This window comes from Tepidicella baoligensis, from assembly GCF_013432195.1.
Taxonomy (GTDB): domain Bacteria; phylum Pseudomonadota; class Gammaproteobacteria; order Burkholderiales; family Burkholderiaceae_C; genus Tepidicella; species Tepidicella baoligensis.
The window spans coordinates 164676-178563 of the sequence record NZ_JACCDB010000001.1 but is presented as its reverse complement, the minus strand read 5'-3'; the positions used below and the strand labels follow the sequence as shown (position 1 = coordinate 178563).

The following is a 13888-nucleotide window of genomic DNA, read 5'->3' as shown; positions in this document are numbered from 1 at the left end:
ACCATACCGAGGATACGAATCATGGGAAAGATCACCGGCTTCATGGAGTACGAGCGCCTGGAAGAGGGCTACAAGCCCGTGCCTGAGCGGCTGAAGCATTACAAGGAATTCGTCATTGGGCTGACCGACGAGCAGGCCCAGATCCAAGGCGCGCGCTGCATGGACTGCGGCACGCCGTTTTGCAACAACGGCTGCCCGGTCAACAACATCATTCCGGACTTCAACGACCTGGTCTATCGCCAAGACTGGGAAAACGCCCTCGCGGTCCTGCACAGCACCAACAATTTCCCGGAGTTCACCGGTCGTATCTGCCCGGCACCCTGCGAGGCAGCCTGCACCCTCAACGTGAACGACGATCCGGTGGGCATCAAGTCCATCGAGCGTGCCATCATCGACAAGGCCTGGGCCGAAGGATGGGTCAAACCCCGTCCGGCCCAGATCAAGACGGGCAAGAAAGTCGCGGTGGTCGGCTCCGGTCCCGCCGGCCTGGCGGCGGCGCAGCAGCTGGCCCGCGCCGGCCACGACGTGACCGTGTTCGAAAAAAACGACCGCATCGGGGGGCTGCTGCGCTACGGCATCCCCGACTTCAAAATGGAAAAGTGGCTGATCGACCGCCGCATCGAGCAGATGCAGGCCGAAGGCGTGACCTTCCGCACCGGCGTGCTGGTGGGGACATTGCCGACCGAAGGACCGGCGGCCAAAGTGACCAACGACGCCAAGGAAACGGTGTCGGCCGAACAGCTCAAGGCCGAGTTCGATGCCGTGCTTCTGGCCGGAGGCGCCGAGCAAAGCCGTGACCTGCCAGTGCCGGGCCGGGAGCTGGATGGCATCCACTTCGCGATGGAGTTCCTGCCGCAGCAAAACAAGGTCAATGCCGGCGACAAAATCAAGAAGCAGATCCGCGCTGATGGCAAGCATGTCATCGTGATCGGCGGCGGCGACACGGGCTCCGACTGTGTGGGGACCAGCAATCGCCACGGTGCGGCCAGCGTGACCCAGTTCGAGGTCATGCCCATGCCACCCGAGCAGGAGAACAAAGCGTTGACCTGGCCTTACTGGCCGTTCAAGCTGCGCACATCCTCCAGCCACGAGGAGGGCTGCACCCGCGAGTTCGCCATCTCCACCCAAGCCTTTGTCGGCTCCAAGGGCAAGGTCACTGGTCTCAAGACAGTCCAGGTCGAGCTCAAGGATGGCAAACTGGTCGAGATTCCCGGCACCGAAAAGGAATACCGGGCCGACCTGGTGCTGTTGGCCATGGGTTTCACAAATCCGGTGGCCACCGTACTGGATGCCTTTGGCGTGGAGAAAGACGCACGCGGCAACGCCAAGGCCAGCACCGATTTCACCGGTGGCTACGCCACCAATGTGCCCAAGGTGTTTGCGGCTGGCGACATGCGCCGTGGTCAGTCGTTGGTGGTGTGGGCCATCCGCGAAGGCCGTCAGGCCGCGCGTGCGGTGGATGAGTTCCTGATGGGCTTTTCCGACCTGCCGCGCTGATTCAGGGGTTATCCCTTATGATTCAAAAGCTGGTGTCCCCAGCTTTTGTCATTTTTACCCACCATGTCTTCTGCGCCCCTGGTCGAGTTCAAGAATGTCAGCTTCGGCTACGGTGATGGCCCGGTCGTGCTCGACCGGGTCAGCCTGCGCTTGCCCAAGGGCCGCATCACGGTGCTGCTCGGCGCATCGGGCGGTGGCAAGACGACGACCCTTCGTCTCATCGGCGGGCAAATCCGTGCGCTTTCGGGCCAGGTGCTGTTCGATGGGCAGGACGTGGGCTTGCTCGATCGCAAAGGGTTGTACGCCATCCGCCGGCGCATGGGCATGCTGTTTCAGTTCGGTGCGCTGTTCACCGACCAGTCGGTGTTCGACAACGTAGCCTTTCCACTGCGCGAGAACACCCAACTGTCGGAAGCGCTGATTCGGGACGTGGTGTTGATGAAGCTGCATGCCGTCGGACTGCGCGGCGCGCGCGATCTCATGCCGAGCGAGTTGTCGGGCGGTATGAGCCGCCGGGTCGCGCTGGCACGGGCGATCGCCCTGGACCCCGAGCTGGTCATGTACGACGAACCGTTTTCCGGCCTGGATCCGATTTCGCTGGGCACCGCGGCCCGGCTGATTCGCCAGCTCAACGACACACTGGGGCTGACCAGCATCATCGTGTCGCACGAGCTGGAGGCCACGTTCGCTGTGGCCGATCACATCATCGTGTTGGCCAACGGCCGAGTCGCGCAGGAAGGCTCGCCAGAAGAGATCCGACACAGCGACAACCCATTGATTCGCCAGTACGTGACGGCTTCTCCCGAAGGGCCGGTTCGTTTTCACTATCCGGGTCCGTCGGTGGCCGACGATTTTGGATGTCAACCGCCTGGAGGGAAGCCATGAATCGCTGGCATCCAGCCGAAGTGGGCCGCGCGACGCGCGCCAAACTCGCCGACATGGGTCTGGGAGCCCGCCTGTTCTTTCGCCTGGCCTTCGGGGCCTGGGGCAGTTTCAGGCGGTTTGGCCTGATCCGAGACCAGATCCATTTTCTGGGCAACTACTCGTTGATCATCATTGCGGTGTCCGGGCTTTTCGTCGGCTTCGTGTTCGGCTTGCAGGGCTATTACACGCTGCAGCGCTACGGTTCGTCCGAGGCGCTGGGCCTGCTGGTCACGCTCAGCCTGGTGCGCGAACTGGGCCCGGTGGTCACGGCCTTGCTGTTCGCCGGCCGGGCGGGCACCTCGCTCACCGCCGAGATTGGCCTCATGAAGTCGGGCGAGCAAATCAGCGCGATGCAGATGATGGCGGTCGATCCCATCGACCGGGTGCTTGCGCCGCGCTTCTGGGCCGGCGTCATCGTCATGCCCCTGCTCGCATCGGTGTTCAGTGTCATGGGCATCATCGGCAGCTGGGTGGTGGGCGTGCTGATGATCGGTGTCGATGGAGGGGCTTTCTGGAGCCAAATCCAGAGCGGCGTGGACGTGTGGGCGGATGTCGGCAACGGCCTCATCAAGAGCGTGGTGTTCGGTTTCACGGTCACCTTCATCGCCTTGTTGCAGGGGTTCGAATCCCGCCCGACGCCGGAAGGCGTGTCGCGGGCCACCACGCGCACCGTGGTGATGTCGTCACTGACGGTGCTGGGCTTCGATTTCATCCTGACCGCGATGATGTTCACGATCTGACGATCACAAGGAGAAGGGCGTGCAGCGTTCGAAAATTGATGTGTGGGTAGGCCTGTTCGTGCTAATCGGCGGGGCGGCCATCCTGTTCCTGGCCCTGCAGGCGGCCAACCTGTTGAGCCTGAGCTTTCAGCCCACCTACCGCGTGACCGCCATGTTCGACAACGCTGGCGGCCTCAAACCCAAGGCGGCCGTGCGCAGCGCGGGCGTGGTGGTGGGCCGGGTCGAATCGATTGATTTCGACGACCAGACCTTTCAGGCGCGGGTGGTGATCGCTCTGGAATCTCGTTATGCTTTCCCCAAGGACAGCTCGTTCAAGATTCTGACCAGCGGTTTGCTGGGTGACCAGTATGTCGGCATCGAGCCGGGGTTCATGGACGACAATCTGGCGCCGGGTGACGTCATCACCCAGACGCAATCGGCTCTGGTGCTGGAAAACCTGATCGGACAGTTCCTGTTCAATCGGGCCGCCGACGCCGCCGATGCAGGTGCGCCGCCACAATCCACGTCAAAGGAGTAAAAAAACAATGGCTATGGTACGAGTCCACCTGGGAGCTGGGCTGCTGGCGATGCTGCTGTTGACCGGCTGCGCCACAGGGCCGAACGCGCATCCGCAAGATCCTCTGGAGCCTTTCAACCGGGGAGTCATGCGCTTCAACGATGGTCTGGACGAGGCGGTGCTCAGGCCCGTGGCGGTGGCTTACCGCGACACCGTGCCTTCGCCCATCCGCACAGGGGTGAGCAACTTTTTCGGTAATTTGCGCGATCTCTGGTCGTCCGTGAACGCGTTGCTTCAGGCCCGACCCAAGGAGGCTGCCGAGAATTTCATGCGCTTCAATGTCAACACCTTTTTCGGTTTGGCGGGGGTGCTGGACATCGCCACTGAAATGGGCCTGGAGCGCACCCGGCTCGACATAGGGCAGACCCTGGGCCGCTGGGGCGTGCCGACCGGGCCGTATTTGGTGCTGCCGTTCTTCGGCCCGTCGTCCGTTCGCGATGGCCTGGGTCTGGTGGTGGACCGTCAGGGTGATTGGGTGACGCAGGGGGTGGACCACATCCCGACCCGAAACTCCCTCTACGCGCTGCGCATCACAGATACCCGCGCGACCCTGTTGCCTGCGACAGACATGCTGGAGAACATCGCTCTCGATAAATACACCTTTACCCGGGATACCTATCTCCAGCGCCGTGCTGCGCAGACCCGAGGTCCGGTGGAGGAGGAGCGCTTCGATCTGGACGACTGAGGATCTCACCATCGTGACCAAAAGTAACGTGTTGAACCGTTGATGAGGCTTTCGATCAGAATGCATACAAACCACACCTTGCCACCATACCCCATGAACACCACACACGTATGCTCCCGCCGTCAGGGTCTTGCCCGGATGGGCCTGGGTGTCCTGGCCTGGGTCTCCATGCCTGCCTGGTTGCAAGCCCAGACCTTCGAAGCCCCCGAAGCCTTGATCGAACGGGTGGCTGGGGAGGTGATCGAGCTGGTCAAGGCCGATGCCGCGCTGCGCGGAGGCGACATGGGGCGCATCATGGAGCTGGTCGATACCAAGATCATGCCCCATGTGAACTTCACCCGCATGACTGCCTCCACCGTCGGGCGCTTCTGGCGCCAGGCGTCGCCGGAGCAGCGCCAGCGGCTCCAGGAGGAATTCAAGCTCCTCCTCATACGCACCTATTCCGGGGCGCTGGGGCAGCTCACCGATCAAACCCTGGTGTTGCGCCCCATGCGTTCGCGCCCGGAGGACACCGAGGTGGTGGTCCGCTCCGAACTGCGCGGACGGGGTGAGCCGATCCAGATCGACTACCGCATGGAGAAGACCGCCGACGGCTGGAAGGTGTTCGACATCAACGTGCTGGGCATCTGGCTGGTGGAGACCTACCGAGGGCAGTTTGCCCAAGAGATCAATGCCCGAGGGATCGACGGCTTGATCGCGGCGTTGGCGGAACGCAATCGCGGGACGGGGCGTTCCTGACGGGTATCCATGGCCGCCCCAAACCTCCCCCCCTTGCCTGCCCGCCTCACCCATCTGGAGGCGGATGCCTTCGTGCGCCGATGCCAGGATGTGGTTGCGGCTGCGGCCGAGGACTCCGCAGGGACGGTGTGGTGTATCGACGCCCGCGCGCTGCAGGTGTTCGATTCTTCCGTTCTGGCGGCTCTGCTCGCCGTCGCCCGGCTGGCCCAGCGCCGTGGCGCCCGGTTGAAGGTGCAGTCCATGCCGGACCGGCTGCGTGCGCTGGCCACCCTCTACGGCGTGAGTGAATTGCTGCCCGCTTAAAATGTCGGGCCCATGCCAGCCGTTTCCTTCCAAAACGTTTCCAAAACCTACATCACGCCCCGCGGTGAATTTCAGGCCCTCAAAGGCGTGACGTTCGACATCGAGCCGGGTGAGTTTTTTGGTTTGCTCGGCCCCAACGGGGCGGGCAAGACCACACTCATCAGCATTCTGGCCGGACTCACCCGCGCCAGCGGCGGACATGTGTCGGTGTATGGTGCGGATGTGCAGACGGATTACGCTCAAGCCCGCCGCCGGCTGGGTGTGGTGCCGCAGGAACTGGTCTTCGACCCCTTTTTCACCGTGCGTGAGGCCTTGCGTTTCCAGTCAGGCTATTTCGGCATCCGGGACAACGGGCCCTGGATCGATGAGCTGCTCGATGGTTTGGGACTGGCCGACAAGGCCAATGCCAATATGCGCCAGCTATCGGGTGGCATGAAGCGCCGGGTGCTGGTGGCCCAGGCGCTGGTGCACCAGCCGCCGGTCATCGTGCTCGACGAGCCCACTGCCGGGGTGGACGTGGAGTTGCGCCAAACCTTGTGGCAGTTCGTGTCCAAGCTCAACAAGCAGGGCAGCACGGTGTTGCTGACCACCCATTACCTGGAAGAGGCCGAAGCCTTGTGCGGCCGCATCGCCATGCTCAAGCAGGGGCAGGTGATCGCACTGGAAAAAACGTCGGAACTGCTCAAACGCGCCTCGGCCAAAGTGTTGCGCTTCAAAACCGATCAACCCTTGCCTGAGCCGCTGGCCAGCCAGGCCCGGGTGACGGGGCGTTTCGTGCAGTTGCCCGTGCACGACGCCGCCGAGGTCGAGCGCATCCTGGCCGTCGTGCGGGAGGCCGGCCTGACCGTGGAGGACATCGAGATCAGCAAGGCCGATCTGGAGGATGTCTTTCTCGACCTGATGACGGCAACAGCAGCACCCATGCGCTCGCAAACCGTGGAGGCGAATGCATGAACGGCTGGCAAACCCTGTTCTACAAGGAAGTCCTGCGCTTCTGGAAGGTCGGTTTCCAAACCGTGGCCGCTCCGGTGATGACGGCCATTCTCTACCTGCTCATCTTTGGGCATGTGCTGGAAGACCACGTGAAGGTCTACGACACGGTCAGCTATACCGCCTTCTTGCTGCCCGGGCTCATCATGATGAGCGTGCTCCAGAACGCCTTTGCGAACAGCTCGTCCAGCCTGATCCAGAGCAAGGTCATGGGCAATCTGGTGTTCATCCTGCTCACCCCGCTGTCGCACTGGGCCTGGTTTGTGGCCTATGTGGGCTCGTCCATCGTGCGCGGACTGGTGGTGGGCCTGGGGGTGTTGCTGGTCACGGTCTGGTTCACCGACCTGACGTTCGTGGCGCCCGGGTGGATCGCGGTGTTCGCGTTTCTTGGAGCGGGACTGCTGGGTTCACTGGGCGTGATCGCCGGTCTCTGGGCCGAAAAATTCGACCAGATGGCGGCTTTCCAGAATTTCATCATCATGCCGGCCACATTCCTGAGCGGTGTGTTCTACTCCATCCACTCGCTGCCGGGCTTCTGGCAGCAGGTGAGTCATCTGAATCCTTTTTTCTACATGATCGATGGTTTCCGCTATGGCTTCTTCGGGCAGGGAGATGTCTCGCCCTGGTTCAGCCTGGCGATCGTCGCCACGGCCTTCCTGGCGGTGGGGGGCTTGGCCCTGCACCTGCTCAAGACGGGTTACAAGATCAGACACTGAACGTTGATCGATATGACGGCAGATGAACTGCAATCCCTCATTGCCCAAGGGCTGCCCTGTGATCACATCGAGGTGTCGGGTGACGGTCGGCACTGGTCGGCGGTGATCGTTTCTCCGGCTTTCGAGGGCAAGCGGCTGATCCAGCGCCACCAGCAGGTCTATGCCACCTTGGGCCAGCGCATCCAGACCGATGAGGTCCATGCCTTGTCCATGAAAACCTACACCCCGGCCGAATGGGCCGCCCAACGCTGATTCACCCATGGACCAATTGCGCATTCGCGGCGGACGCCGCCTCCATGGAGACATCACGATCTCGGGCGCCAAGAACGCCGCCTTGCCCGAACTCTGTGCGGCCTTGCTGACCGACCAGCCGGTGATGCTGCGCAACGTGCCGCGCCTGCGCGACGTGGCCACCATGCGCAAGCTGTTGGAAAACATGGGTGTACAGACCCAGGTGCATGGCGAGCGCGGCGGCTTGACGCTGCACGCGGCCGACCCCATCGACCCGCTGGCTCCCTACGATCTGGTCAAGACCATGCGCGCCTCGGTGCTGGTATTGGGGCCCTTGCTGGCGCGTTGGGGGCGTGCCAAAGTTTCGCTGCCCGGGGGCTGTGCCATCGGCTCGCGCCCAGTGGACCAGCACATCAAGGGCCTGCAGGCCATGGGGGCCGAAATCGTGGTGGAGCACGGCTACATGGTGGCCCAGTTGCCGGCTGGCCAGACGCGGCTCAAGGGCGCGCGCATCACCACCGACATGATCACGGTCACCGGGACCGAGAACCTCCTGATGGCTGCCGTGTTGGCCGAAGGCGAAACGGTGCTCGAGAATGCCGCCCAGGAGCCCGAGGTCACGGATTTGGCCGAAATGCTCATCAAGATGGGGGCCAAGATCGAGGGCCACGGCACCAGCCGCATTCGCATCCAGGGGGTGGAGCGCCTGGACGGCTGCGACCATACGGTGGTGGCCGACCGCATCGAGGCGGGCACCTTCTTGTGTGCGGTGGCGGCCACGGGAGGCGAGGCCCAGCTGCGCCGTGCGCGTGGCGATCATCTGGATGCCGTGATCGACAAGTTGCGCGATGCCGGGGTGCAGGTGCAAGAGATGCCCGATGGTCTGGAGGTGGTCTCGCCTGGTGCTGCATCGCTCAAGGCCCAGACCTTTCGCACCACCGAATACCCCGGTTTTCCGACCGATATGCAGGCCCAGTTCATGGCGCTCAATTGCGTGGCCCAGGGCGCCAGCAGCGTGACCGAGACCATCTTCGAAAATCGCTTCATGCACGTGCAGGAGTTGCAGCGCCTGGGCGCCAAGATCCACATCGATGGGCGCGTGGCCCTGGTCGAAGGTGTCGAGCGCCTGTCGGGGGCCACCGTCATGGCGACCGACCTGCGGGCTTCGGCCAGTTTGGTGATTGCCGGGTTGGTGGCCGAGGGTGAAACGGTGGTGGACCGCATCTATCACCTGGACCGCGGCTACGACCAGATGGAAGTGAAACTGCGCGCCCTGGGCGCAGACATCGAAAGGCTCTCATGAGCGCCAGCCCTTTGACCCTGGCCCTGTCCAAGGGCCGCATTTTTGAAGAAACCTTGCCGCTGCTGGCGGCCGCCGGCATACAGGTGCTCGAAGATCCGGAGCAGTCACGCAAGCTGATTCTGCCCACCAACCGTCCCGACGTGAAAGTGGTGCTGGTGCGCGCCTCCGATGTGCCCACTTACGTACAGTACGGCGGAGCCGACCTGGGCGTGTGCGGCAAGGACACCCTGCTGGAACACGAAGCCGAGTGGGGTGGAGCCGGCAATGTGGGGCTGTACCAGCCGCTCGATTTGGGCATTGCCAAGTGCCGCATGAGCGTGGCCGTGCGCGCCGACTTCGACTATGCCCGCGCGGTGCGTCAGGGCGCGCGTCTCAAGGTGGCGACCAAGTACGTGGCCATCGCACGCGAATTCTTTGCCAGCAAAGGCGTGCATGTGGACTTGATCAAACTCTACGGCAGCATGGAGCTGGCGCCGCTGACCGGCCTGGCCGACGCCATCGTCGATCTGGTGTCCACCGGCAACACCCTCAAGGCCAACCAACTGGTGGAGGTGGAGCGCATCATGGACATTTCCTCGCGCCTGGTGGTGAACCAGGGAGCGCTCAAGGTCAAGCGCGAAGCCCTGCGCCCCATCCTGGATGCCTTTGCCCGGGCCAGCCAACCGCAAGGGACGACCCCATGACCGATGCCATGCTGCAAGCCATTCCCCTGCGGCTCAACACCGCCGACCCCGATTTCGAGGCCCGCTTCCAGCAACGCCTGCACTGGTCGGCCGAGACCGACGCCGCCATCGAACAGCGGGTGGCCGACATCCTGGCCGACGTGAAGGCCCGTGGCGACGCCGCCGTGCTCGATTACACCCAACGCTTCGATGGCCTGAGCGCCGCTGCCTTGACCGAGCTGGAGCTGACCCAGACCGAACTGAAAGCCGCGTTCGACAGCCTACCAGCGACCCAGCGCGAGGCGCTACAACAAGCCGCCGATCGGGTGCGCCGCTACCACGAGGCGCAGAAGAAGGCCTGCGGCGAAAGCTGGGCCTACCGCGACGAGGACGGCACCCTGCTGGGCCAGAAGGTCACGCCGCTGGACAGCGTCGGCATCTACGTGCCCGGCGGCAAGGCGGCCTACCCGTCATCGGTGCTGATGAACGCCATCCCGGCGCATGTGGCGGGTGTGGGCGAGATCGTCATGGTGGTGCCCACGCCGCGAGGTGAAAAGAACGCGCTGGTGCTGGCCGCCGCCTATGTGGCAGGCGTGAGCCGCGCCTTCACCATCGGTGGGGCGCAGGCCGTGGCCGCGCTGGCCTACGGCACCCAGACGGTACCCAAGGTGGACAAGATCACCGGCCCCGGCAATGCCTATGTGGCCAGCGCCAAGAAGCGGGTGTTCGGCACCGTGGGCATCGACATGATCGCCGGCCCGAGCGAAATCCTGGTGCTGGCCGACGGCACCACCCCCGCCGACTGGGTGGCGATGGACCTGTTCTCCCAGGCCGAACACGACGAGCTCGCGCAGTCCATCCTGCTGTGTCCGGACGCGGCCTACCTCGACGCGGTGCAGGCCGCCATCGACCGTCTGCTGCCCACCATGCCGCGTGCCGACATCATCGCCAAAAGCCTCAACGGCCGCGGTGCGCTCATCCTCACCCGCAGCATGGACGAGGCTTGTGCCATCAGCAACCGCATCGCGCCCGAACACCTCGAAGTGTCGAGCCGCGAGCCGCAGCGCTGGGAGCCGCTGCTCAAGCACGCCGGAGCCATTTTTCTGGGCGCTTACACCAGCGAAAGCCTGGGCGACTACTGCGCCGGCCCCAACCACGTGCTGCCCACCAGCGGCACCGCGCGCTTTTCCAGCCCACTGGGGGTCTACGACTTCCAGAAACGCAGCAGCCTGATCGAGGTCAGTGAGACCGGCGCGCGCCAGCTGGGGCAGATCGCATCGGTGCTGGCCCATGGCGAGGGCCTGCAGGCACATGCCCGCGCAGCGGAGATGAGGTTCAAGCCATGACGACCGTCGGCCGTTCCTCTCTCATAGAAAGCGTGCTCAGTGCCCGCATCCGCCGCGATATTCAGGGCATCCACGCCTATGCGGTACAGGACGCTACCGGCATGGTCAAGCTCGACGCCATGGAAAACCCCTATGGTCTGCCGCCGGCGCTGCAGGTGGCGCTGGGCGAACGGCTGGGGCAGGTGGCCATCAACCGCTACCCCGGTGCCCGTATCGATGACCTGCGTCAGGCCCTGGCCCGTCATGTGCGGGTGCCAGCGGGGTGCGCGCTGATGCTGGGCAACGGTTCCGACGAGCTGATTTCGCTGCTGGCCATGGCCTGTGATGTGCCCGGCGCCTCGATCCTGGCGCCCGTGCCCGGTTTTGTGATGTACGGGATGAGTGCCCAGTTGCAAGGGTTGGGGTTCCACGGTGTGCCGCTCACGACCGATTTCGAGCTGGACGAAGCAGCCATGCTGGCTGCCATGCGCCAGCATCGGCCCGCGATCACCTACCTCGCCTATCCAAACAACCCCACTGCCAATCTGTGGGACGCCGCCGTGATGCGCCGCCTCATTGCCGCCGCCGCCGAATTCAGCGGGCTGGTGGTCATCGACGAGGCCTACCAGCCCTTTGCCAGCCGCACGTGGCTGGATGAGATGCATGCCGAGCCTGCGGCCAACGCCCACGTGCTGCTCATGCGCACGCTCTCCAAATTCGGTTTGGCTGGGGTGCGCTTGGGCTACCTGATCGGTGCCGAGGCGCTGGTACGCGAGATCGACAAGGTTCGGCCGCCCTACAACGTCAGTGTGCTCAATGCCGAGTGCGCCCTGTTCGCGCTCGAACATGCCGAGGTGTTCGCAGCCCAGGCGGCCGCCATCCGGGCCGAACGCGAGAAACTCCTCGTGGCTCTGTCCGACTTGCCGGGTGTGCACCCCTTCCCGAGCGAGGCCAACATGGTGCTGGTGCGGGTGCCCGATGCCGACCGTGTCTTTGCCGGCATGAAGGCCGCTGGCGTCCTGGTGAAGAATGTTTCTACAATGCATCCATTGGTGGCGCGCTGCCTGCGCCTGACCGTGGGCACACCCGCCGAAAACGCGCAGATGCTCCAAGCCCTGCGCCTAGCCCTGTAACACCGTGACCCAACAACTGCCTGCCACCCTTGCGTCCGTCGCCGCTCGCCGTGCCGACGTGCAACGCCGAACTGCCGAAACCCAGATTCGTGTCGCCATCAATCTCGACGGCACGGGACAGTCACGTCTGCACACCGGCATCGGCTTTCTGGACCACATGCTCGACCAGATCGCCCGCCACGGCCTGATCGACCTGGACGTGCAGTGCGACGGCGACTTGCACATCGACGGCCACCATACCGTGGAAGACATCGGCATCACCCTGGGGCAGGCGTTTGCGAAAGCCGTGGGCGACAAAAAAGGCATCCGCCGTTACGGCCATGCCTACGTGCCGCTGGACGAGGCGCTGAGCCGCGTGGTGGTGGATTTCTCGGGTCGTCCCGGTCTGCACATGGACGTGAGGTTCACCGCCGCCATGATCGGCCAGCTCGACACCCAGCTCGTCTTCGAGTTCTTTCAAGGCTTTGTCAACCACGCCGGTGTCACGCTGCACATCGACAACCTCAAGGGTGTGAACGCGCACCACCAGTGCGAGACGATTTTCAAGGCCTTCGCCCGCGCCCTTCGTGCCGCCCTGGAGCACGACCCGCGACTGGGTGATGTGATTCCTTCCACCAAAGGCTCCCTGTAATTCCTGACACCGTGTTCGCTCGCCTGAACCGTTTCCTACGATGAACCGACAGATCGTGGCCGTGGTCGATTACGGCATGGGCAACCTGCGCTCTGTGGCACAGGCCGTCATGCACGCCGCCACCGCGGTGGATCATGTGGACGTGGTGGTCACGTCCGACCCGAAAGTGGTGCGCGATGCGCATCGGGTGGTCTTGCCCGGCCAGGGGGCCATGCCCGACTGCATGGCCGAGCTGGCTCGCAGTGGCTTGCGCGACGCCGTGCTGGAAGCGGCCGCCCTCAAGCCGCTGTTTGGCGTGTGCGTGGGCATGCAGATGCTGTTCGATCACAGCGAGGAGGGGGATACAGCCGGTCTGGGTCTGATTCCGGGTGAGGTGGTGCGCTTTCGACTCGAAGGCCAGACCCAGCCCGACGGCAGCCGCTACAAAGTGCCCCAGATGGGGTGGAACCAGGTGTTCCACGACTTGGGCCGCGGCCCGGCGCACACCATGTGGGCGGGCATACCGGACGGCAGCTATTACTACTTCGTGCACAGTTTCTACGCCCGACCGGCCAACCCGATGCACAGCGTGGGCGAGACCGACTACGGCATCCGTTTCACCAGCGCCGTGGCGCGCGACAACCTGTTCGCCACCCAGTTTCACCCCGAAAAGAGCGCCGACCAAGGCTTGGCGCTGTACCGCAACTTCCTGCACTGGAACCCCTGACCGCCATGCTGCTGATCCCTGCCATCGACTTGAAAGACGGCCAATGCGTGCGCCTCAAACAAGGCGACATGGACCAATCCACTGTGTTCAGCGACGACCCCGCCGCCATGGCCCGCAACTGGGTCAGCAAGGGCGCGCGCCGGGTGCATCTGGTGGATCTCAACGGCGCCTTTGCCGGCAAGCCCAAGAACGAAGCCGCGATCCGCCGCGTCCTCCAGGAGGTGGGCGACGAGGTGGACGTACAGCTCGGCGGGGGGATTCGCGATCTCGACACCATCGAGCGCTACCTCGACGCCGGGCTGCGCTACGTCATCATCGGTACCGCCGCGGTGAAGAACCCCGGCTTCCTGCAGGACGCCTGCACCGCCTTTCCCGGTCACATCATCGTCGGCCTGGACGCCAAGGACGGCAAAGTGGCCACCGACGGTTGGAGCAAGCTCACCGGCCACGAGGTGGTGGACCTGGGCAGGAAGTTCGAGGACTACGGTGTCGAGTCCATCATCTACACCGACATCGGCCGCGATGGCATGCTCAGCGGCATCAACATCGAGGCCACCGTCAAGCTGGCGCAGGCGTTGACCATTCCCGTGATCGCCTCCGGTGGCCTGTCCAACCTGGAAGACATTCGCCAGCTCTGCGCGGTGGAGGACGAAGGTGTCGAAGGGGTGATCTGTGGTCGTTCCATCTACAGCGGCGACCTCGATTTCGAGGCCGCCCAGCGCCTGGCCGATGAACTCAACGGCTGAAG

The 13888-nt window shown here is 63.9% G+C and carries 17 protein-coding genes; all 17 read left to right on the top strand.

What is annotated here, in order from left to right; genetic code table 11:
* The first annotated feature begins 21 nt into the window (after positions 1–21).
* The 17 genes from HZS63_RS00875 (at position 22) to hisA (ending at position 13886) form a co-directional block, all read left to right on the top strand.
* Entirely contained in the window at positions 22–1497 is a 1476-nt protein-coding gene (locus HZS63_RS00875) for a glutamate synthase subunit beta (RefSeq protein WP_180682131.1), read from the top strand.
* Positions 1498–1560: 63 nt separating this feature from the next.
* Positions 1561–2382, top strand: coding sequence for an ABC transporter ATP-binding protein (locus HZS63_RS00870; protein WP_180682130.1), 822 nt, complete (start codon positions 1561–1563; stop codon positions 2380–2382).
* Entirely contained in the window at positions 2379–3161 is a 783-nt protein-coding gene (gene mlaE, locus HZS63_RS00865; RefSeq protein ID WP_180682129.1) for a lipid asymmetry maintenance ABC transporter permease subunit MlaE, read from the top strand. The genes HZS63_RS00870 and mlaE overlap by 4 nt, the downstream gene beginning before the upstream one ends.
* 19 nt (positions 3162–3180) lie before the next feature.
* The gene (gene mlaD, locus HZS63_RS00860) at positions 3181–3678 is read left to right on the top strand and encodes an outer membrane lipid asymmetry maintenance protein MlaD (protein ID WP_180682128.1); all 498 of its coding nucleotides are present in this window, start codon (positions 3181–3183) and stop codon (positions 3676–3678) included.
* A 7-nt stretch (positions 3679–3685) separates the two neighbouring features.
* The gene (locus HZS63_RS00855) at positions 3686–4402 is read left to right on the top strand and encodes an MlaA family lipoprotein (RefSeq protein WP_180682127.1); all 717 of its coding nucleotides are present in this window, start codon (positions 3686–3688) and stop codon (positions 4400–4402) included.
* A 93-nt stretch (positions 4403–4495) separates the two neighbouring features.
* A complete protein-coding gene (locus tag HZS63_RS00850) occupies positions 4496–5140 on the top strand; it encodes an MlaC/ttg2D family ABC transporter substrate-binding protein (protein ID WP_180682126.1) in 645 nt (214 codons plus the stop codon).
* Between the two features lie 9 nt (positions 5141–5149).
* Positions 5150–5443 (top strand): STAS domain-containing protein, encoded by a 294-nt coding sequence (locus HZS63_RS00845; RefSeq protein ID WP_180682125.1) that lies wholly within the window; start codon positions 5150–5152, stop codon positions 5441–5443.
* 12 nt (positions 5444–5455) lie between these two features.
* Complete coding sequence (locus HZS63_RS00840; protein ID WP_180682124.1) at positions 5456–6397, top strand: ABC transporter ATP-binding protein; 942 nt, start codon at positions 5456–5458, stop codon at positions 6395–6397.
* The gene (locus HZS63_RS00835; RefSeq protein WP_180682123.1) at positions 6394–7149 is read left to right on the top strand and encodes an ABC transporter permease; all 756 of its coding nucleotides are present in this window, start codon (positions 6394–6396) and stop codon (positions 7147–7149) included. Before HZS63_RS00840 ends, HZS63_RS00835 begins: the two co-directional genes overlap by 4 nt.
* A gap of 12 nt (positions 7150–7161) precedes the next feature.
* The gene (locus tag HZS63_RS00830) at positions 7162–7401 is read left to right on the top strand and encodes a BolA family protein (RefSeq protein WP_180682122.1); all 240 of its coding nucleotides are present in this window, start codon (positions 7162–7164) and stop codon (positions 7399–7401) included.
* 7 nt (positions 7402–7408) lie between these two features.
* Positions 7409–8683 carry a UDP-N-acetylglucosamine 1-carboxyvinyltransferase gene (gene murA / locus HZS63_RS00825; RefSeq protein ID WP_180682121.1) on the top strand — a complete coding sequence of 425 codons (1275 nt, stop codon included), beginning with the start codon at positions 7409–7411 and terminating at the stop codon, positions 8681–8683.
* Positions 8680–9366 (top strand): ATP phosphoribosyltransferase, encoded by a 687-nt coding sequence (gene hisG, locus HZS63_RS00820; protein ID WP_180682120.1) that lies wholly within the window; start codon positions 8680–8682, stop codon positions 9364–9366. The genes murA and hisG overlap by 4 nt, the downstream gene beginning before the upstream one ends.
* A complete protein-coding gene (gene hisD / locus HZS63_RS00815; protein ID WP_246316065.1) occupies positions 9363–10691 on the top strand; it encodes a histidinol dehydrogenase in 1329 nt (442 codons plus the stop codon). The genes hisG and hisD overlap by 4 nt, the downstream gene beginning before the upstream one ends.
* Positions 10688–11803: a histidinol-phosphate transaminase gene (gene hisC / locus HZS63_RS00810; protein ID WP_180682119.1), complete on the top strand. Its 1116-nt coding sequence runs from the start codon at positions 10688–10690 to the stop codon at positions 11801–11803. Before hisD ends, hisC begins: the two co-directional genes overlap by 4 nt.
* 4 nt (positions 11804–11807) lie before the next feature.
* Positions 11808–12434, top strand: a complete 627-nt coding sequence (hisB, locus tag HZS63_RS00805) for an imidazoleglycerol-phosphate dehydratase HisB (RefSeq protein WP_180682118.1) — start codon at positions 11808–11810, stop codon at positions 12432–12434.
* 40 nt (positions 12435–12474) lie between these two features.
* Complete coding sequence (gene hisH, locus HZS63_RS00800) at positions 12475–13140, top strand: imidazole glycerol phosphate synthase subunit HisH (RefSeq protein WP_180682117.1); 666 nt, start codon at positions 12475–12477, stop codon at positions 13138–13140.
* Positions 13141–13145: 5 nt separating this feature from the next.
* Positions 13146–13886: a 1-(5-phosphoribosyl)-5-[(5-phosphoribosylamino)methylideneamino]imidazole-4-carboxamide isomerase gene (hisA, locus tag HZS63_RS00795; protein ID WP_180682116.1), complete on the top strand. Its 741-nt coding sequence runs from the start codon at positions 13146–13148 to the stop codon at positions 13884–13886.
* Positions 13887–13888: the final 2 nt, after the last annotated feature.